Annotated in this window: 14 protein-coding genes; 4 read left to right on the plus strand and 10 right to left on the minus strand. The window is 68.8% G+C overall.

Going from position 1 to position 19,966, the window contains the following annotated elements:
• The first annotated feature begins 47 nt into the window (after positions 1-47).
• Complete coding sequence (gene gcvP, locus IB227_RS03675) at positions 48-2,912, plus strand: aminomethyl-transferring glycine dehydrogenase (RefSeq protein WP_192286342.1); 2,865 nt, start codon at positions 48-50, stop codon at positions 2,910-2,912.
• A 241-nt stretch (positions 2,913-3,153) separates the two neighbouring features.
• On the opposite strand, the gene IB227_RS03680 is transcribed toward gcvP, so the two are convergent.
• The 3 genes from IB227_RS03680 to IB227_RS03690 all read right to left on the minus strand — a co-directional run bounded on the left by IB227_RS03680 (position 3,154) and on the right by IB227_RS03690 (position 7,742).
• Positions 3,154-5,811, minus strand: coding sequence for a M1 family metallopeptidase (locus IB227_RS03680; RefSeq protein WP_192286343.1), 2,658 nt, complete (start codon positions 5,809-5,811; stop codon positions 3,154-3,156).
• 158 nt (positions 5,812-5,969) lie between these two features.
• Positions 5,970-6,929: an MBL fold metallo-hydrolase gene (locus IB227_RS03685; protein WP_192286344.1), complete on the minus strand. Its 960-nt coding sequence runs from the start codon at positions 6,927-6,929 to the stop codon at positions 5,970-5,972.
• Between the two features lie 213 nt (positions 6,930-7,142).
• Complete coding sequence (locus IB227_RS03690; protein WP_132864558.1) at positions 7,143-7,742, minus strand: nitroreductase family protein; 600 nt, start codon at positions 7,740-7,742, stop codon at positions 7,143-7,145.
• Between the two features lie 296 nt (positions 7,743-8,038).
• Here IB227_RS03690 and IB227_RS03695 point away from each other — a divergent pair, with 296 nt between their 5' ends.
• Complete coding sequence (locus IB227_RS03695) at positions 8,039-8,860, plus strand: methyltransferase domain-containing protein (protein WP_192286345.1); 822 nt, start codon at positions 8,039-8,041, stop codon at positions 8,858-8,860.
• Here IB227_RS03695 and IB227_RS03700 read toward each other — a convergent pair.
• From IB227_RS03700 to IB227_RS03730, 7 genes are all read right to left on the minus strand, one after another.
• Entirely contained in the window at positions 8,854-9,912 is a 1,059-nt protein-coding gene (locus IB227_RS03700) for a metal-dependent hydrolase (protein WP_192286346.1), read from the minus strand. The two genes, IB227_RS03695 and IB227_RS03700, sit on opposite strands and share 7 nt — an antisense overlap.
• Positions 9,913-9,944: 32 nt before the next feature.
• On the minus strand, positions 9,945-11,057 hold the full coding sequence (locus IB227_RS03705; RefSeq protein WP_132864561.1) for an ABC transporter permease: 1,113 nt from the start codon (positions 11,055-11,057) through the stop codon (positions 9,945-9,947).
• A complete protein-coding gene (locus tag IB227_RS03710) occupies positions 11,054-12,217 on the minus strand; it encodes an ABC transporter permease (RefSeq protein ID WP_192286347.1) in 1,164 nt (387 codons plus the stop codon). Before IB227_RS03710 ends, IB227_RS03705 begins: the two co-directional genes overlap by 4 nt.
• Positions 12,202-13,212 carry an efflux RND transporter periplasmic adaptor subunit gene (locus IB227_RS03715; RefSeq protein WP_192286348.1) on the minus strand — a complete coding sequence of 337 codons (1,011 nt, stop codon included), beginning with the start codon at positions 13,210-13,212 and terminating at the stop codon, positions 12,202-12,204. The genes IB227_RS03710 and IB227_RS03715 overlap by 16 nt, the downstream gene beginning before the upstream one ends.
• Positions 13,209-14,543: a TolC family protein gene (locus IB227_RS03720; protein WP_192287262.1), complete on the minus strand. Its 1,335-nt coding sequence runs from the start codon at positions 14,541-14,543 to the stop codon at positions 13,209-13,211. Before IB227_RS03720 ends, IB227_RS03715 begins: the two co-directional genes overlap by 4 nt.
• Before the next feature lie 117 nt (positions 14,544-14,660).
• Entirely contained in the window at positions 14,661-15,464 is an 804-nt protein-coding gene (locus tag IB227_RS03725; RefSeq protein ID WP_192286349.1) for a UDP-2,3-diacylglucosamine diphosphatase, read from the minus strand.
• Complete coding sequence (locus IB227_RS03730) at positions 15,461-17,173, minus strand: GNAT family N-acyltransferase (protein WP_192286350.1); 1,713 nt, start codon at positions 17,171-17,173, stop codon at positions 15,461-15,463. The genes IB227_RS03725 and IB227_RS03730 overlap by 4 nt, the downstream gene beginning before the upstream one ends.
• Positions 17,174-17,363: 190 nt before the next feature.
• Between IB227_RS03730 and metK the strand changes: the two genes are divergently transcribed.
• Positions 17,364-18,599, plus strand: coding sequence for a methionine adenosyltransferase (gene metK, locus IB227_RS03735; RefSeq protein ID WP_132864565.1), 1,236 nt, complete (start codon positions 17,364-17,366; stop codon positions 18,597-18,599).
• Positions 18,600-18,726: 127 nt separating this feature from the next.
• Complete coding sequence (locus IB227_RS03740; protein WP_192286351.1) at positions 18,727-19,941, plus strand: hypothetical protein; 1,215 nt, start codon at positions 18,727-18,729, stop codon at positions 19,939-19,941.
• Positions 19,942-19,966 lie beyond the last annotated feature (25 nt).

Here is a 19,966-nt window from a genome sequence, read left to right on the forward strand (position 1 = left end):
GCCTGGCTCACCGCCCCAGCCCTGCATGCCTTCTCCGGACGTCAGCCATGACCCAGAACACCCCTTCGCTGCGCGAACTCGAACACTCCTCCGCGTTCGTCGACCGCCACATCGGCCCCAACGATGCCGAAATCGCGCAGATGCTGCGCACCGTTGGCCATGATTCGCTTGAAGCCCTGACCGACGCCATCGTGCCGGGCTCGATCAAGTCGCCGGCACCGCTGGCGCTGCCCGAATCGCTCACCGAGGTCGAGGCGCTGGCCAAGATCCGCGCCATCGCCGGCAAGAACAAGGTGCTGCGCAGCTTCATCGGCCAGGGCTACTACGGCACCCACACGCCGAACGTCATCCTGCGCAACATCCTGGAAAACCCGGCCTGGTACACCGCCTACACCCCGTACCAGGCGGAGATCTCGCAGGGCCGCATGGAAGCGCTGATCAACTTCCAGACCCTGGTCGCCGACCTGACCGGCATGGAGATCGCCAACGCCTCGCTGCTGGACGAAGCCACCGCTGCCGCCGAGGCGATGACCCTGGCCAAGCGTTCGGCCAAGTCCAGGTCCAAGGTGTTCTTCGTGCACGACGCCGTGCACCCGCAGACGCTGGAACTGATGCGCACCCGCGCCGAGCCGATGGGCATCGAGCTGCAGGTCGGCACCCCGGCCGAAGCCATGACCGCCGACGTGTTCGGCGTGCTGCTGCAGTACCCGGACACCACCGGCCACATCGGTGACCACAAGGCGCTGGTGGAGGCCATCCATGCCCGCCAGGGCCTGGTCGCCGTGGCCACCGACCTGCTCGCGCTGACCCTGATCGCCGCTCCCGGCGAATGGGGCGCGGACATCGCCATCGGCAACAGCCAGCGTTTCGGCGTGCCGTTCGGCTTCGGCGGCCCGCATGCGGCCTTCATGGCCTGCCGTGACGCCTACAAGCGCTCGATGCCGGGCCGCCTGATCGGCGTGTCGGTCGATGCCGAAGGCAAGCCGGCCTACCGCCTGACCCTGCAGACCCGCGAGCAGCACATCCGCCGCGAGAAGGCCACCTCCAACATCTGCACCGCCCAGGTGTTGCTGGCGGTGATGGCCTCGATGTACGCCGTCTACCACGGCCCGGAAGGCCTGCTGCGCATCGCCCGCCGCACCCACCGCCTGGCCGCGATCCTGGCTAGCGCGCTGCGCACGGCCGGTGTTGCTGTGGGCAATGACTTCTTCGACACCCTGCACGTCACCGGCGTCGACGCTGCGGCGGTACAGGCCAAGGCCGTGGCCGCGGGCATCAACGTGCGCGTGATCGATGCCGGCGCGGTCGGCATCAGCCTGGACGAAACCGCCACCCGCGCCGACATCGTCGCGCTGGGCCAGCTGTTTGGCGCCACGGTCGACGTGGATGCACTGGACGCCGCCACCACCGATGCCCTGCCCAAGGGCCTGCTGCGCACCAGTGCGTTCCTGACCCACCCGGTGTTCAACACGCACCACAGCGAGCACGAGATGCTGCGCTACCTGCGCTCGCTGGCCGACAAGGACCTGGCGATGGATCGCACCATGATCCCGCTGGGCAGCTGCACCATGAAGCTCAACGCCACCGCCGAGATGATCCCGGTGACCTGGCCGGAGTTCGCCAACATCCACCCGCTGGCACCGGCCGACCAGGCGCAGGGCTACAAGGAGCTGATCGACGGCCTGGAAGCGATGCTGGTCGAATGCACCGGCTACGACGCGGTGAGCCTGCAGCCCAATTCCGGCGCGCAGGGCGAGTACGCCGGCCTGCTGGCGATCCGCGCCTACCACCGCTCGCGCGGCGAAGGCCATCGCGACATCTGCCTGATCCCGGATTCGGCGCACGGCACCAACCCGGCCTCGGCGCAGATGTGCGGCATGACCGTGGTGGTCACCAAGACCGATGCCAACGGCAACGTCGACGTCGATGACATCCGCCTCAACGCCGAGAAGTACAGCGACCGCCTGGCCGCGATCATGATGACCTACCCGTCCACGCACGGCGTGTTCGAGGAAGAGGTGGTCGAGATCTGCCAGATCATCCACCAGCACGGCGGCCAGGTGTACACCGACGGTGCCAACATGAACGCCCTGGTCGGCGTGGCCAAGCCCGGCAAGTGGGGCTCGGACGTGTCGCACCTGAACCTGCACAAGACCTTCTGCATCCCGCACGGCGGCGGCGGCCCGGGTGTTGGCCCGTGCGCGGTCAAGTCGCACCTTGCCCCGTTCCTGCCGGGCAAGCTCGGTGACAACGGCCCGGTCGGCATGGTCAGCGCGGCCAGCTTCGGCAGCGCCTCGATCCTGCCGATCAGCTGGATGTACATCACCCTGATGGGCACCGCGGGCCTGCGCAAGGCCACCCAGGTGGCACTGCTCAATGCCAACTACATCGCCACCCGTCTGGCCCCGCACTACAAGACGCTGTACACCGGCCGCAACGGCCTGGTGGCACACGAGTGCATCCTGGACGTGCGTCCGCTGGAGAAGACCTCCGGCATCGGCGCCGAGGACGTGGCCAAGCGCCTGATCGACTTCGGCTTCCACGCCCCGACCCTGAGCTTCCCGGTCGCCGGCACGCTGATGGTGGAGCCGACCGAGAGCGAATCGCAGCACGAGCTGGACCGCTTCATCGACGCGATGATCCAGATCCGCGAGGAGATCCAGGCCATCGAGGACGGTCGCCTGGACCGCGAGGACAACCCGCTCAAGCACGCCCCGCACACCGCCGGCGCGGTGTCGGCCAGCGAGTGGACCCACGCCTATCCGCGCGAACTGGCCGCCTTCCCGCTGCCGTCGCTGAAGCTGCAGAAGTACTGGCCGCCGGTGGCACGCGTGGACAACGTGTACGGCGACAAGAACATCATGTGCGCCTGCATCCCGGTGGATGCGTACAAGGAAGACGTGGAAGCCTGATCGGCTTCTGCGGTGGCCTGATGTGACAAAGCCAGCCGGTGCAAACCGGCTGGCTTTTTGTTTGGGTGCTTGGGGCTGGAAGCTAGAAGCTAGAAGCTGCCCTCACCCCAACCCCTCTCCCGCACGCGGGAGAGGGGCTCAGTTCTCTGCAGGTTGAAGTACTGCTGGCAATTGCTGCTTTAAAGCCCCTCTCCCGCCTGCGGGAGAGGGGCTGGGGTGAGGGCAGCCTCTCCGAAGCGCCTCAGTACCCGTTCTTCCGCAACCAGGCATCCACCTGCGGCTTGCGCTCGGCGCGCAGCTTCACCCGCGTCTGGATACCGGCGATCACCGTCTCCGCATCGCGGCGCGAGGTGGCGGCGATGTACTTGTCGGCGAAGGCGTTGATCTTGTCGACCATCTGCAGGTTGTCGGCCGAGGCCCCCAGCTGCGGGAAGTAGCCTGCCCGCGAGGTACCGTCCACCAGCGTCTCCACCTTCTCGCGGTTGGCCACCGCGAAGTCGAAGGCCAGGTCCGGGTGCTCGCGCGACACGCCGCCGATCATGCCGGCACCGTTGGTCGCGCCCGGCTCTTCGGTCAAGGCCATGTCCAGCGCACGCTGCGCCAGCGTAACGTCCTTGCTCTGCGCCAGCAGGTGGTAGTACTGGTCGCGCACCATCGAGGACGTCTCCTTCTTCGCCAGGGCATGCAACTGCTCCCAGGTCGCGGCATCGGCGTGTCGTGCGACCACGCCCAGCACGGTGCGGCGCAACTCCGGCGACAGCGATTCGGGCTTGGCCAGGAAGGCGGCGAAGCGGCGGCGCGCTTCGGCGATCACCTGCGGGTCGTCCATCGCGCCGAGCATGGCGATCAGGCCGCCGCGCAGCTGGCGCGTCTGCGCCGATTCGCCGTCCCGGTCATCCCAGCCCAGCGAGGCCAGCACCGGCTCCAGACGGGCGTAGGCGTACTTGCGGAATGCCGCCTGGCGCGTGGCATCACCTTCGAACAGGTCGTCCAGCCCACCCAGCGTGCGCGACACGCGCTGCCACAGGTCCGGCGGCGCATCGCCGGCCACCTTGGCGGTGAGGTCCAGCGTATCGGCCTCCGGCTGCAGGCCGACGGCTGCCAGCGCGCTGGCATCCATCATCACCCCGAGCTGGTCGACCACCGGCAGGCGCTCGAAGCCGTCGCTCAATGCCTTGAACTGCTCCGGCGAGTACAGCGTGCGGTAGTAGCCCTTCTGCCCGGCGTTGACCAGTACCGGCCCGGCGCAGCCCGGCAGGTCGACGGTGGCGCTGCCGTCGACCAGGGTACGCACGTCCTTGCCGTCGGCGCCGCGCACGGTCACCGGCACGCGCCAGCGCAACGGCTGCTTGTCCTTGCGGTCGATGGTGTATTCGCCCTGCTGCAGCGTCACCCGGGTCTTGCCGTCGATGCAGGCGCTGGCGCTGCGGATCAGCGGGATGCCCGGCTGCAGGGTGAAATCGTGTGCCACTTCGATGAACTGCTTGTCCGGCGCCGCCTTGGCGATCTCGCGCCAGAGGTCATCGGTGACCGCATTGCCGTAGGCATGCGCGCGCACGTAGCTGCGCACGCCATCGCGCCATGCGTCGCTGCCCACGTAGTCCTCGAACATGCTGATCACCGCCGCGCCCTTGCCGTAGGTGATGCCGTCGAAGGCCTGGCTGGCCTGCTCCACGGTGGCCACGTGCTGCACGATCGGATGCGTGGTCGCCATCGCGTCGCGCCCCATCGCACCACGGCTGGTCATGGCCGCGTCGACGTTGTTCAGGTCCCACTCCGGGTGCAGCTTGCGGGTGGTGCGGCCTTCCATCCAGGTGGCGAAGCCTTCGTTGAGCCACAGGTCGTCCCACCACGCCATGGTCACCAGGTTGCCGAACCACTGGTGCGCGATCTCGTGCGCGGCGATGCTGAAGACCGCCTGCTTGTCCGAGACGCTGGAAACCGCCGGGTCCAGCAACAGCGCGTATTCGAAGGTGAAGATCGCGCCCCAGTTCTCCATCGCGCTGAAGAACTGGCTGCCGCCCGGCGCAGCCACGTTGTCGAGCTTGGGCAGCGGATAGGGCACGCCGAAGTAGTCGTTGTACTCGGCGATCACGTCACGGCTGGCGTCCAGCGCGAACTGCGCCTGCGACAGCTTGCCGGCCGGCACCACCACGCCGATCTCGGTGCCGTTGTCGGCGGTGACGGCGCTGCGCTCGAACTCGCCGGCCGACATGAAGAGCAGGTAGGTCGACATCTTCGGCGTGGTCTGGAAGACCACCTGCTTGAGCCCGTTGCCCAGCTCGCGGGTGCCGGTGGCCGGCATGTTGCTCACCGCCATCTGCGCGCTGGGCACGTTGAGGGTCAGGTCGAAGGTGGCCTTGAACCCCGGCTCGTCCCACGAGGGGATGAAGCGCCGCGCATCGGAGTTCTCGAACTGGGTGAACAGCGCGCGCTTCTTGCCCGAGTCGGTCGGGTAATCCAGCGCGAACAGCCCGTTGGCCTGGGTATTGATGGTGCCGCGGTACGCGGTGCTCAGCGTGTAGCGCCCCGGTGCCAACGGCTTGTCGAAGGCGAAGGTGGCGGTCTGGTTGTCGGCATCGACGCTGACCTTGGCGACCAGCGGCTGGCCCTTGCCGCCATCACTGAGACGGCTGTCGCCGAACTCCAGCGCAGCGGCCTGCAGCACGATGCGGTCGGTGGCCGACAACACCTCGATGTCGATGCTCACCTTGCCGTCGAAACGCATCTGCTCCGCATGCGGGGTGATCTCCACCCGGTAGTGCAGCGGCTTGGCCGTGCGCGGTAGCTGGGTGGTGATCTCGGCGACGCCCGGCGCCGAGGGAGCGACCTGCGCGAACGAAGGAACGGCAACAGTGGCCAACGCCACCGCAATGGCTGCAGCAAGGGAGCAACGCATCAAGTCTTCTCCTGGACGGAAGAAACAAAGGGATGAACGACAGTGCGCCGATCATCCGCTTCGCCCAGGGGTGCCGACAGCGCCGGAAGTCATACCGGCGCCGATGCACGCGTTGCCGGCGGCGCCGTGGATCTCAAATCATCACGGCGCGACGGCGATTACTTCCACTCCATCTCACCCTTGGCCACCTTGGCACTGAGCGCCAGCGAGTCGGCGCCCTTCAGGGACGGATAGCGCTTCTGCATGGCCTCGACCAATTGCGCGGCATCCTTCGCCTTGGCGGTTTCCTCGTCGAAGGCACGGATGTAGTCGGCGGTGAATGTCACCGCGGCCAGGTCCTGCGGCGCGCCTTCGGCGTAGTGGCCGGGGATCACGCGCGCCGGCTGCAACGCGGCGATGCGCTCCAGCGCGGCCAGCCAGTCCTGGTGCGACTGCGGCGTCTGCGTATCGGCCATGAACACATGTTGCCCGGCATCCACCAGCACGCCGCCCATCACCGTGCGGATCGACGGCACCCACAGTGCGGTGCGCTCCGGGCTGGGGCCCTCCAGGCCGATGACCTTCAGCTCCCGCCCTTCCAGCGTCAGCGTGTCGCCCTGCAGCGGCGTCGGCACCAGCAGCTCGGCCGGCGCGTTCGCGCCGAGTTGTGGCCCCCACACCTTCAGCTTGGCGTCCTTGGTCGCCTGGATGTGCGCCACCGTCTGCGGCGTGGCGACGATCCGCGCGTCCGGGAATGCGGCATGCAACGTGGACAGGCCGAAATAGAAGTCCGGGTCGCCGTGGCTGATGTAGATGGTGGTCAGCTGCTTGCCGGACGCCTTGATCTTCTCCACCAGTTGGGCGGCCTCGGCGGTGGAGAACTGCGCATCGACCAGGATGGCCTCGCGCGCGCCACTGACCAGTTCGGAGGACACCGCGAAGATGGCGCGCTCGCCCGGGTTGAACACCTCCACCGACAAGGGCGCCGGCGCAGGCGTCACCGCTTCCCCGGCGGCCACCGCCGGGACCTGCGGGGCATCCGCCGTGGCCGGCGCATTCCGGTCACAAGCCGCCAGCAGGGCCGTGGCCAGCAACAGGGCAACCGGCAGCAGGTGTTGGGGGTTCGTCTTGAGCTTCATGGAGTCTCCCGGGTTCGGATCGACACCGCCGCGATGGTGCGCGGCAGCGTGCAGTGGTGCGTGCAGGCCGGCAATGCTGGCAAGGCAACGGTTAGCGGGCCGTCAAACGGCCGGCGCGAGCCCTAATGCACGTCCATGGAAAAGCCCGCCAGCGAACTGGCGGGCCATCCGGCTTGCATCAACGCGTGGGGGAGAGCGTCGTGCCGACGAGGATCAGCCGAACACCTTGAAGCGGGCTTCGTCTTCCATGTAGGTCTTTTCGCCGTGCGGGGCCTCGTTGGAACCGAACGGCATCTGCGCGCGCAGGGTCCAATGGGCCGGCACGCCCCAGGCTTCACGCACGCCCTGGTCCACCAGCGGGTTGTAATGCTGCAGGCTGGCACCGATGTCGGCATCGGCCAGCGCGGTCCAGACCGCGAACTGCGCCATGCCGTTGGACTGCTCGGCCCAGACCGGGAAGTTGTCGGCATACAGGGCGAACTGCTCCTGCAGGCCCTTGACCACGTCGGTGTCGACGAAGAACAGCACGGTGCCGGCGCCGGCGGCGAAGCTGTTGAGCTTGCCTTCGGTGGCGGCGAACGCTTCGGCCGGGACGATCTTGCGCAGTTCGTCCTTGGCACGCTCCCAGAACTTCTGGCTCTCGGCACCGAACAGGATCACCGCACGCGAGGACTGCGCGTTGAAGGCCGACGGCGCCTCGCGCACGGCCTGCTTGATCAGGTGGGTGACGTCGTTCTGGCTCACCGGCAGGCTCTTGCCCAGGGCGTACTGCGAACGGCGCTTCTTGAACAGGGAAATGGCTTGGCTGGACACGGTCGAATCCTCTTGGAGATGGAAGCAGACCGGCGGGCTGCCGATCCGTGCTTGACGGGGCCCATTTTATTTGCCGACAAATTCAGAACAATTACCCATTGACCAATAAATCGTTTCATTTTCAGAACAAATATCGCAGCCACCTGCGATCCAAGGCCCAGCCAGCGGCGGCAGGCCCTGGCGCGGCCCGCTGATAACCCCCCGTTTCCAGCACAGAACCGCTGGTCATCAGCGCGCATGCGCCGCGCTAACGGTTACTGGCGATACTTTCCTGATCCCTGCAACGCGCTGTACCCATGACGCTCAACGACTTCCCCTACCTGCACGGCTTCTCCGCCACCGAGCAGGCCCGGCTGCGCAAACAGGCGCGGCTGTTCGAACCGTCCATCTTCCAGGACATCGACTTCGGCAACTCCCGCCACGTGCTCGAAGTGGGCAGCGGGGTGGGCGCGCAGACCGAGATCCTGCTGCGCCGCTTCCCGGACCTGCAGGTCACCGGCATCGACCTCAACGAGCGCCAGCTGGCCGCCGCCAACGAACACATGGCGCAGATGCCGTGGCTACGCGAGCGCTGCAGCTTCCAGCGTGCCGATGCCACCGACCTGCCGTTCGAGCCACGCAGCTTCGACGGTGCGTTCCTGTGCTGGGTGCTCGAACACGTCCCCTCCCCGGCCCGTGCGCTGGCCGAAGTACGGCGCGTGCTCAGCCCCGGCGCGCCGGTGTACGTGACCGAGGTGATGAACGCCTCGTTCCTGCTGGACCCGTACTCGCCCAACCTGTGGCGCTACTGGATGGCCTTCAACGACTTCCAGATCGACAGCGGCGGCGACCCGTTCGTCGGCGCCAAGCTGGGCAACCTGCTGCTGGCCGGTGGCTTCCGCGACGTGCAGACCCGCACCAAGACCGTGCACCTGGACAACCGCGAGCCGGCCCGGCGCAAGGTGATGTTCGCGCTGTGGGAGGAGCTGCTGCTGTCGGCGGCCGACCAGTTGCTGGAAGCCGGCAAGGTCGACGCGGCCACGGTCGACGGCATGCGCCGCGAGTTCGGCCAGGTGCAGAACGACCCGAATGCGGTGTTCTTCTATTCCTACGTGCAGGCCCAGGCCACGGTCTACTGAACGCCGGCGGCAGCCGGCCGGTCCTGCGGGGCCTGCCAGATCCGCTGCCACACCTGTCCCAGCCGCTGCCGCAGCACGCCGCGGTTGCCGGCTTGCCGGTAGGCCGGCAGCACCTGGCGCGGGGCGATGCCCCGCCAGCCATCACCGTCGGCCGCGGCCACGGCGAAGTTGAAGTTGTAGTCCGGCTCCAGCCCCATGCGCAGGTCACTGAGCACCAGCTCGCCGTCCTGCACCTGGGCGCGCATGAAACCGTGGTTGAACCAGGCCAGCCGCGCGACCGCGGGCAGGTCCGCGGCCTGGCGCAGGGCCTGCACGTTCGACGGATGGCCGCTGAACTGCATCGGGCCGTGGTCGGCCCACAGCGAGCGGTCGCCGACGACATAGCCCTGCGGGGTCATCGCCACCACCCGCCACAGGACGGTATTGAAGGGCATCGGCACCGAGAAGCGCGGCGCGTCGGCCAGCCCCATGCGGGCCAGCGCCTGGTCGGCGGCGCGATCGACCTGCGTCTTGGCCAGCAGCGACCAACCCAGGTAGCCCGTGCTCAGTACCAACCCCAGCACCAGTGCCCGCTGCGCCAGCGGCCTGGCCCGCGCGAACCACGCCACCGTACAGCCAAGCAGCAACCACACGGTGTACAGCGGGTCGATGATGAAGACGCTGGACCACATCGTCGGTGGCGGTGCCAGCGGCCACCACAGCTGCGTGCCGTAGACGGTGAAGGCATCCAGCAGCGGATGGGTGACCAGCGCCAGCACGATCGCCCACCACCAGCGCGCCGGCGCGGCGGCCACCCGGCCCTTGCCGTAGCGGCGGAACAGCCACCAGATCAGCGTGCCCAGCAACGGCAGCACGAACAGCGAGTGGCTGAAGCTGCGGTGGATGGTCATCAGGCTCACCGGGTTGTCGGTGAAGGCCCAGATCAGCGCCCCATCCAAGTCTGGCAACGTGGCCAGCGCCGCACCTGCCAGCAGGGCGGCACGACGGTGGGCGGCAGGCGTGATGGCGGCGGCGATGGCACCGCCAAGGACGATCTGGCTGAGGGAATCCATGCGCCGATGCTAGCAGCCGTCCGGCCGCCGCTTCACCCCCGCGGGGTGCCGCGCAGCCGCCAGCAGGCCAGCGCACCGTAGAGCAGCGCCAGCAGCCCCAGGTTGAGCAGCTCCCCGCCCACCTCCGGCAGCCGCGCGCCCATCTGCTGGGCCCGGACGATGGCATTGATGCCGGGGGTGGTCGGCAGCAACTTGGCCAGGGCCACCAGCAGCGGCGGCGAGGCCAGCGCCGGCCAGGACAGGTTGGACAGGAAGAACAGCGGGATCGACACCCCGGTGACGTACTGGAAGGCGCGTTCGCGGGTGCTGAAGAAGCTGCCGACGAACAACCCGAACGGCACCGTCGCCAGTGCGAACAACAGCACCGACAGCATCAGCACCGGCACGTTGCCGCCGCGCGGGTAGTCCTGCACCCAGGCGGTAAAGCCCACGTAGTACAGCAACCCGCACACGCCCACCAGCACGAACGCCGCGCCCATCCCGAGCAGTGAGGGCGCGTCGAACCGCAGGCGACGGCCCAGCTGCGCGCGCCGGCTGCCCAGCAGCACGCCGATACCGAGCAGCAGCGTCTGGTGCACGATCAGCTCCGACACGCCCGGCACCACGCTGCTGCCATAACCTTCGCGGGTGTTGTAGAGCGGGCGTTGCACCAGCACCAGCGGCGCCGCCTGCGGCGCCCCCATGAACGCGGCCTGGTGCACCGCCTGCTGGCGCGCGAACGCGGTGACGCCTTCGGCCAGCCCACTGAGGATCGCGCTGGCCCGGCTCAGATAGGCACCGTTGCCCAGCAGCACCAGTTCACCGCTGCCACCGCGCAGGATGTCGCGTTCCAACCGCGCCGGAATCAACACGATGCCGTCCACCTGCCCGGCCTCCAGCTGCGCCCTGGCCTGGGCCAGGTCCGCCGGTTGCGATACCACCTGCACCGCGCGCAACGCATCGACATGGCGGACCAGCGCGCGGCTGGTCGCGCTGCGGTCGGCATCGACCACTGCGATCGGCAGCGCGCTGGCCACCTGGTGCCGGTACGCGGCCGGGTAGAAGAACGAGTACAGCAGCACCGCGCCGACCATCACCGTCACCGCTGCCTGGTCGGCGAACACCGCCAACAGCGTGGTGCGGAAGGCGGCCAGCACGCGCCTCATGCCGGCACCGGCGCACGCGCGGCACGCAGCAGGCGCAGCCCGCCCAGGCCACCGCTGACCAGCGCCATCAGCAACAGCACCGCCAGCGGCTTCAGCGATACCTGCCATGGCGAACCCATGAACATCTGCTGCATCTGCACCTGCACATAGGCGGTCAGCGGCAGCAGGGCGTTCCATACCCGGGTGAACAGCGGTGCCTCGATCACCGGGAACGTCGCCCCGGAGAACGCCAGTGCCGTGCCGATGGTCAGGCCCACCAGCGACAGGCCGCTGCCCATGTCGCGCGCCACCGCGACGAACAGCAACCCGAAACAGCAGCAGGCCAGGTAGAACAAGGGCTGGGCCAGCAGCAACAGGCCCAGGCTGCCGTTGATGCCGTCGCCGCGCAGGTAACCCAGGTACAGCACGCCCAGCCCGCCGTACAGCGAGAACAGCGCCACGTAGGGAAACAGCTTGCCGGCGATCGCCGCCCATGGCCGTTGCCCCAGCCAGTCCGCCAACAGGCCGTCGCGACGCTCGCGGCCGAACGCACCGCCGGCCGCCAGCGCGGCCAGCAGCGACAACACCGCCGGGAAGACCAGCGGCAGCAGGAACAATTCATAGCTGCGCGCCGGGTTGTGCAGCACCGTGGCCTGCACGCTGACCGGTGCCGCGCGCAGCCTGGCCGGCCCGGTCTGGCGGGCGATCTGCTCCTTCAGCAGGCGTACGTTGTAGGCTGCGACCGCATCGGCGATGTCACGCCCGGCCGATTGCCCGGTGGCCATGTAGGTGGCGTTGTAGAACGCATAGACCGGTGCCTCCTCGCCCCGCAGTGCACGCCGGCTCATGTCGCGCGGCACCAGCACCACGGCGAATACCTCCAGCGCGCGCAGCTGTGCCTGCGCCTCCTGCAGCGAGGCCGGCTGGCTGACGATCGCCAGCCCGGGGCTGGCATCGAGCGTGCGCGCCAGCCCGCGGCTGGCCGGGCTGGCGTCCAGGTCCACCAACGCCACCGGCACCTCACGCAGCACGGCGCCGGAAAACAACCACATCATCAGCGCCATCAACAGCCACGGCAGCAGCGTGACCAGGCCCAGCTCCCAGCGGTCGCCGCGCCAATGGCGCAGCTCGCGCCGTACCGAGGCGATGAACGCGCTGCCCGGGCTCAGCCCTGTGGCCATGCGAACAGCACGCTCATGCCGGGGCGGAAACCCTCGATGGGCTGGCGCGGCCGCACCCGCACCTCGAAGCTGCGCACGTCATAACCGGACGACTGGCGGGTGCTGCGCCAGGTCGCGTAGTCACCGGCCGGGTTGATGAAATACACCTCGAAGGCGGCCTGGCGACCGCCCAGCGCCGGAATGCTGCCCTCCACCACCGCACCGGGCTTGAGGCCATGCAACTGGTCCTCGCGCAGATGCATGGCCACCCACATCCGGTCGATGTCCACCAGCGTGAACACCGGGTAGCCGGCCGGCACCAGTTCGCCGATATCGGACATGCGCTTGCCCACCTCGCCGGCCTGCGGCGCGCGGCCCAGGGTTTCCTGCCGCGCGGCATCCACCTCGGCCTTGGCCCCTTCGGCCTGGCGTACCTGCGCCAGCGCGGCCTGCTTGTCCTGTGTGCGGGCACCGGCCAGGGCCAGGTCGTACTGCGCGCGCGCGGCACGGGCCAGCTCCTCCGAACTGCGTGCCTGCGCCTGCGCCTCGTCGCGTTTCTGCCGGGTCATCACGCCTTCGCGGTACAGGTTGTCCAGCCGCCGGAAAGTGCTGGTGGCCAGCTCGGCGCCGGCCAGCGCGCGCCGCCAGTTGGCCTCGGCGGCACGGATGTCCTCGCTGCGTGCGCCCTCCTCCGCCTTGGCCGCCATCGCCTGCGCCGCGGCCACCACCGCCTCGGCCTGGCGCTCCTTGGCCGCCACCTCCGGGCTGTCCAGCTCGAACAGCACCTGGCCGGCGCTCACCCGGTCGCCCTCGCGCACCCGCAGGCGCTCCAGCCGCGCGGTGACCTTGGCCGAGACATTGATGTTGTCGGCGTCGGCCATGCCCTGCACCTGGTCACGCGGCGTGCGCAGTCCCAGCCACAGGCCGATCACGACCAGCAGCAGCAACAGCACGCCACCGATGGCGAAGAGGCGGCGTTGCCGCGGGTTGGCTTCCGCCTGCAGGGAGTCGCTCATTCCAGCACCTTGTCCGCACGCCGGCGGAAGTCGTCATACCGTTGCAGTTGCCCGCTCACTTCCAGCAGCTGGGCCAGCGCCACGTCGAACTGGTAGGCGGCCTGGGCGCGCTCCACCCGCGCCCCGCCCAGTGCCAGCCGCGCGTCGATCACGTCCAGCGAGGTGGCCTGCCCTTCGCGGAAGGACAGCTCCTGCAGGCGCAGGTTCTCCTCGGCCTGGGCGATGCTGCTGTCGAGCAGGCGGAACTGCGCGCGTGCGGTGTCCAGTTCGTTCCAGGCCTTGCCGACGCCGAGCTGCAGCTGGTTCTCCACTTCGCTGATGCCGGACTGCGCCTGCTCCAGCTGCGCGCGCGCGGCGCTGACCTGCAGTGGCCGCGCGTTGGGCGAGAGGAAGGTGTAGCGCAGGCCGATCCCGAACGCCCAGTCGGCGTCGGTCAGCAGTGCATCGCGGCGGCGCAGGTCGTACTGGCCGAACAGGTACAGCTGCGGCTTGAGCTTGGCCTGTTGCACGCGCACGCCCTGCTCGGCCTGCGCCGCCAGCGCGCGCATGCGGTCGACCTGCGGATGCCGCTGCAGCGCGCTGCGCTCGAATTCCTCGCGCGTGCCGAGCGGCGCACTGATGACGAACAGCGGCGAGCTCGTGCCCACCGTGCCGCCGCTGCGCAGCAGGGTTGCCAGCGCCTGCTGCAGCGTGGCCAGGTCGTTGACCGCCTTCTGGTACTCGCGCTCGGCCTTGTCGCGCGCGACGTTGGCCTGCAGACGTTGCGCCTTGGTGGCGAAGCCCTCGCGCTCGAGCTTCTGCGCGTCCTGCAGGTGGCGCTCCAGGCCATCGCGCACCTCGCGCCGCACCTGCACCGCCTGCTCCGCCAGCTGCTGGCCGAAGTAGGCCTGCACCAGTTGCAGCGACAACGATTGCCGCTGCGCCTCGCGCTCGGCCTGCGCCATCGTGGTGGCGGCCTGCGCGGCCTGCTGGGCGGCGGGAATCAGCCCGCCGCTGTACAGCGGCAGCGTCGCGGTGATGATCGGCCGGGTGCGCCAGTCCCGCTCCACGAACTCCAGCGGGGACTCGATGCCGAATGCCTCGGCCACCGGCGCCAGCGAGCCCAGCGGCAGGTTGAGGGTCTTCTGGAACTGCATGCGACGCACGTCACCGGTGATCTCCGGCAAGCGCAGGTAATGGGTGGCGTCCTGCAGGTCCTGCTTGTTGCGCACCCCAGCCTGGGCCGCGGCCAGGGCATCGGAAACCTGCTCCAGCCGCTCGCGGGCCTGCTCGAAGCTCAGCGCCGGCACGTCCGCTGCCAGGGCGGCCGGTGCCAGCCACGCACAGGCCATCGCCAGGCAGATCCTTATCGTTACCGGCTGTTTCGCTGCCACCCGGACACTCCCTGTTTCCACAGCTGGCGCCAGCATAGCTGGCTGTCCAGTCATGAAAAAGGCAAGACGGGCGGTTCAGGCCACCCGCGCCAGCCTGGCCGCCCCCGGCAGGCAGGCCAGGCTGTTGCCGGCATGGTCGAGCAGGCGCAGGCTGCCGTCATGGTCCTCGGCCAGCGCGGTCAGGCTCTCGACCCAGTCGCCATCGTTGGCGTAGACCAGCCCGTCACGCTCGACCAGCGCGGCGCGGTGGATGTGCCCGCAGACGATGCCGTCCAGGCCGCGCCGCCGCACGTCCTCCAACCCGGCCTGCACGAACCGCTCGATGTAGCGCTCGGCCGCGCCGCTCTGCCGCTTCAGGAACTCCGACAGCGACCAATACCGCAGCCCCAGCCGCTGCCGCAGCTGGTTGAGCAGGCGGTTGCCGGTGAGGATGCGGTAGTACAGCCAGTCGCCGAAGCGCTCCTGCAGGCCCCCGAAATGGGTGACCCCGTCGTAGTCGTCGCCGTGCACCACCAGCAGGCGGCGACCATCGGCGGTGACATGGATGGCGCGGCGGCGCACCTGCATGGCCGGCAGCATCAGCCCGCAGGTACGGCGCAGCGGCGCGTCATGGTTGCCGGGGATGTAGATGATCTCGGTGCCGGCCCGGCGCAGCGCGTGCAGCGCCTCGATCACGTCATTGTGGGCAGGTCGCCAGCTGGCGCGCTTGTGCGACAACCACCACAGGTCGACGATGTCGCCGACCAGGTACAACCGTTCGCAGCGCAGCGCGCCGAGGAAACGGGCCAGCTCGGCGGCATGGCAATGCCGTGCACCCAGGTGGGTATCGGAGATGAACACGGTGCGGCGGTGCGGTTGCAGCACCCGCGGCGCGTTCACGCCACCGCCCCGGCGTCGCGCAGGTAGCGCTTGCGCTTGTTGGGGCGGATCGCCTGCAGGTCGACCTCGATCAGGCCGTCGATGGAGTCGCTGAAGTCCGGGTCCACCCCGAATGCCAGGAACCGCGCCCCGCCCGGTTCGCACAGGTCGATGTACTGGCGGTACAGGGTCGGCACGCTGGTGCCCAGCGCCGCCAGGTTGGCCTTGAGCACCTCGAACGCCGCCGTGGCATCCATCTCGCCGAAGCTCGGCGGCGCGGCGAAGTACTGGAACGGCCGGTTGGATTCGACCAGGCCCGCGCCGGCGCCGTAATAGCGCTGGTAGTAGGCCACCAGCTGCTCGCGCGCGGCCAGCGGCAGCGCGGCGCTGATCGACACCGCGCCAAACAGGTAACGGATGCCCGGCTGACGCTGCAGGTAGGCGCCGATGCCCTGCCACAGGTAGTCCAGGCTGCGGCTGCCCCAGTAGTCGGGCACCACGAAGCTGCGGCCCAGCTCCATGCCTTCGGCGATGCGCGGGATGGCATCGTCGGAGTAACGGAACAGGCTGGCCGTGTACAGGCCCGGCAGGCCGTTGCGGGCCAGCGCGGTGGCACCGCGCATGATCCGGTAGGCCCCGGCGATGCGCTGCACCGCCGCGTCCCAGACCACGATGTGCGGGTAATGCGGGTCGTAGTCATCCAGGTCACGGCTGCGTCCTGTGCCCTCACCGACCTGGCGGAAAGTCAGCTCGCGCAGCCGGCCCAGCTCCAGCAGCAGCGGCGAACCGGCCGCGCAACGCGCCAGCCGGATCTGCTTGCCGTCGCTGGTCTGGCCGAGCAGTTCGGCCGCTTCCAGGGCCTGCGCCACCACGTCGGCATCGATGGCGTCGGCCAGTGGCTCGGGGCCGGCCTCCGCCATGCGGGGAGCCAGCGGCGCCTCGCCCAGGGCGTACAGCGCGCGGCGGACCTGTTCCAGTTGCTGCGCCGGGTCGCCGTCGCTGCCCAGCAGCATCGGCTGTCCCACCTGCAGGCGCAGCGGCCGGCCACGGCGGGCGAACATCTCCCGCGCCAGCAGCGCGGTGCCGGCCGGCTTGAACACGGCCGAGGCGCCGTAGAACAGCGCCGAGTTGCGCGCCTGTACCCGTACCGGCAGCACCGGCGCCTGGCAGGCCCGGGCGAAACGGACGAACCCCCGGTTCCAGCGACCATCGCGGATGCCCTGCAGCGACAACCGCGACACCTCGCCGGCCGGGAACACGATCACGCACTGTTCTGCCTCCAGTGCCTGCTCGATGGCCTGCAGGCTGGCGCGCTGCGCCCGTCCGCCCAGGATCCGCACCGGCAGCAGCAGCTCGCGCAGCGGCTCCAGCGCCAGCAGCATGTCGTTGGCGATGATCCGCACGTCGCGGCGAACCTTGCCCACCGCGTCCAGCAGCGCCAGCGCATCCAGCGCGCCGGAGGGGTGGTTGGCCACGATCAGCAGCCGCCCGCTAGTCGGGATCCGGGCCAGTGCGGCGGCGTCGACCGTGTAGCCGGCCTGCAGGAACGCCAGCGCGGCGCTGACGAAGTCGAAGCCGTGCTGATCGGCGCTGCGCGCCAGGAAGGCGTCCATCCGGTCAAACCCCGACCAGCGCCCCATCGTGCGCAGCAACGGCCGCGCCAGGTGGCCGCGCCGGCCACGGAACCAATCGGGATAGCGCTGCTGCAGGCGGTGCTCGATCTGTTGCATGGGGATACCCCGACGGCCCTGTTGGCCGGCAGCCTGCGCCCGCAAGAAGGCAGGCCGGTTGCGGTTTTGCGGCAGTTCGATGACCCCGGCTTAACCGTATGGCAACGGCGCCCCCTGCACTATTCCCCCCCGGCCCCGAGCGTGTATCATTCGCGGCTATCTTTTCATCCGCATACAGGGATACAAGCTCATGTCCAGCTATCTCTTCACCTCCGAGTCGGTCTCCGAAGGCCATCCGGACAAGATCGCCGACCAGATCTCCGATGCCGTGCTTGACGCTATCCTGGCCCAGGACAAGCGCGCCCGCGTCGCCTGCGAGACGCTGGTCAAGACCGGTGCCGCCATCGTCGCCGGCGAAGTCACCACCTCGGCCTGGGTCGACATCGAGGAGCTGACCCGCAACGTCATCAACTCGATCGGCTATGACAACTCCAACGTCGGCTTCGACGGTCATACCTGCGCCATCATCAACATGCTCGGCAAGCAGTCCCCGGACATCGCCGCCGGCGTGGACGGCACCGACAAGAAGAGCAAGAAGCCGGAAGAACAGGGCGCTGGCGACCAGGGCTTGATGTTCGGCTACGCCTGCAACGAAGCCCCGGAGTTCATGCCGGCGCCGATCTACTACTCGCACCGCCTGGTCGAGCAGCAGGCCAAGGTCCGCAAGAAGAAGAACTCGCCGCTGCCGTGGCTGCGCCCGGACGCCAAGAGCCAGGTCACCCTGCGCTACGGCCAGGACGGCAAGATCGAAGGCCTGGACGCCGTGGTGCTGTCGACCCAGCACGACCCGGGCGTGAAGCAGAAGGACCTGATCGAGGCCGTGCGCGAGCACATCCTCAAGCCGGTCCTGCCGAAGGCATGGCTGGACAAGCTGCCGAAGAACAAGGTGCACATCAACCCGACCGGCATCTTCGTGATCGGCGGCCCGGTGGGCGACTGCGGCCTGACCGGCCGCAAGATCATCGTCGACACCTACGGCGGCATGGCCCGTCACGGTGGTGGCGCGTTCTCCGGCAAGGACCCGTCCAAGGTTGACCGTTCGGCCGCCTACGCCGCCCGCTACGTCGCCAAGAACGTGGTTGCCGCCGGCCTGGCCGACAAGTGCGAAGTGCAGGTCTCCTACGCCATCGGCGTGGCCGAGCCGACCTCGATCTCGGTCACCACCTTCGGCACCGGCAAGATCCCGGACGCTCAGATCGAGAAGCTGATCCGTGCGCACTTCGACCTGCGCCCGTACGGCATCATCAAGATGCTCGACCTGATCCACCCGATGTACCAGCAGACCGCCGCCTACGGCCACTTCGGCCGCAAGCCGAAGGAATTCTCGTACGTCGACGGCGATGGCAAGACCCAGAACGCGACCGCCTTCTCCTGGGAGAAGACCGACCGCGCCGAGGCCCTGCGCAAGGCTGCCAAGCTGAAGTAAGCGCGACCGGCATCGCCCGTTGCACCCCGACGGGCCGCGCAAGCGGCCCGTCGTCGTTTGCGCAGTTGCCCTTGCAATGCCGCCATCACCGCGCCCACGATGGCTGGCATTCACAAGGAGCGTTGGCATGTTGCAGGCATTGATCGGCAAGCTGTTCAAGGACAAACCCGACCCGGACCGCTTCGCCGGGAAATTCATGGATGCCGTCCGCGCCAACGGCTACCCGCATCCGCTGGAGTACGAGTCGGATACCTTCCGCATCCGCCACGCCAACGGCTCCTACTTCAATCTTCACAATGCCTACCAGGCGTACCTCAATGCCCCGCGCGGCCAGCAGCGCAAGGCCCTGCTGGCCTTCAGCGGCCTGCTCGGCCTCCATGAGGACGACGAGGAAATGACGCTGGAGCAGGCGCGCCCGCTGCTGCGCCCGCTGATCCGCAGCATCACCCAGCTGGAGGAGATCACCCTGCACCATGCCGAGCAGGAGGGCTGGAATGCACCGCCGCAGCGCCTGCAGTACCGCCGCCTGAGCGAGGAATGCGTGGAACTGCTGGCCGTCGACCACCCCGACCATACCGCCACCCTCACCCAGGGCCCGCCGGAGGAGTGGGGCATCAGCTTCGACGAGGCGTTGGTCATCGCCCGCACCAACCTGCGCCAGAGCCCGGACGAACCCTTCGTCGAGGTGGCCCCCGGCCTCTATCAGGCCGCCTGGGGCGACGCCTACGACAGCAGCCGCGCCCTGCTGCCGGACCTGCTGCACCGCGTGCCGGTCGCCGGCCTGCCGGTGTTCATGCTCGCCACCCGCGACATGCTGCTGGTCGCTGGCGAAGGTGACCTGCGCGCGCAGGCGGCGATGCTGGAACTGGCCGGCCAGGCGTTCGCCGACGGCCGCGTGATCTCCTGGGAAGTGCTGCGCTATGACGATGGCCAGTTGCATCCGCACGTGCTGGCCGACCCTGCGTTGCGCGAGCGGCAACGGCAGCTGCGGCTGGAACTGGACGGCGATGCCTACGCCATGCAGAAGCAACTGCTCGACCGCGTGCACCAGGCCCACGACGAGGATGTGTTCGTGGCCAATTTCATGGTCCACAGCGAGGAGCGGCATTCGCTGTGCGCCTGGACCGAAGGGGTGGCCAGCTCGCTGCCGCGCACCGACCGCATCGTGCTGGTGATGCCGGTCAACGAGGACGATGCGCAAACGCTGGTCGTGGACTGGGAGCAGGCCCAGCCGCTGATCGGCCACCTGCTGCAGCAGGACAGCCGCCACCTGCACCCGCCCCGCTACCTCACCCTGGGCTTCCCGGACGCCGAAACGCGCGCCCGCTTGCAGCCGCTCTGATTCGCTCACCGGATGCTCCTGCCAC

This window comes from Stenotrophomonas sp. STM01, from assembly GCF_014852135.1.
In the GTDB taxonomy this organism is placed as follows: Bacteria; Pseudomonadota; Gammaproteobacteria; order Xanthomonadales; family Xanthomonadaceae; genus Stenotrophomonas; species Stenotrophomonas capsici.

Bases quoted from the DNA above. Each gene is read 5' to 3' on its own strand.
- IB227_RS03700 (WP_192286346.1), bottom strand. From the start codon at position 9,912: ATGGATTCCCTCAGCCAGATCGTCCTTGGCGGTGCCATCGCCGCCGCC.
- IB227_RS03710 (WP_192286347.1), bottom strand. From the start codon at position 12,217: ATGGCCACAGGGCTGAGCCCGGGCAGCGCGTTCATCGCCTCGGTACGG.
- IB227_RS03740 (WP_192286351.1), top strand. From the start codon at position 18,727: ATGTTGCAGGCATTGATCGGCAAGCTGTTCAAGGACAAACCCGACCCG.
- gcvP (WP_192286342.1), top strand. From the start codon at position 48: ATGACCCAGAACACCCCTTCGCTGCGCGAACTCGAACACTCCTCCGCG.
- metK (WP_132864565.1), top strand. From the start codon at position 17,364: ATGTCCAGCTATCTCTTCACCTCCGAGTCGGTCTCCGAAGGCCATCCG.
- IB227_RS03695 (WP_192286345.1), top strand. From the start codon at position 8,039: ATGACGCTCAACGACTTCCCCTACCTGCACGGCTTCTCCGCCACCGAG.
- IB227_RS03685 (WP_192286344.1), bottom strand. From the start codon at position 6,929: ATGAAGCTCAAGACGAACCCCCAACACCTGCTGCCGGTTGCCCTGTTG.
- IB227_RS03680 (WP_192286343.1), bottom strand. From the start codon at position 5,811: ATGCGTTGCTCCCTTGCTGCAGCCATTGCGGTGGCGTTGGCCACTGTT.
- IB227_RS03730 (WP_192286350.1), bottom strand. From the start codon at position 17,173: ATGCAACAGATCGAGCACCGCCTGCAGCAGCGCTATCCCGATTGGTTC.
- IB227_RS03720 (WP_192287262.1), bottom strand. From the start codon at position 14,543: ATGGCCTGTGCGTGGCTGGCACCGGCCGCCCTGGCAGCGGACGTGCCG.
- IB227_RS03705 (WP_132864561.1), bottom strand. From the start codon at position 11,057: ATGAGGCGCGTGCTGGCCGCCTTCCGCACCACGCTGTTGGCGGTGTTC.
- IB227_RS03715 (WP_192286348.1), bottom strand. From the start codon at position 13,212: ATGAGCGACTCCCTGCAGGCGGAAGCCAACCCGCGGCAACGCCGCCTC.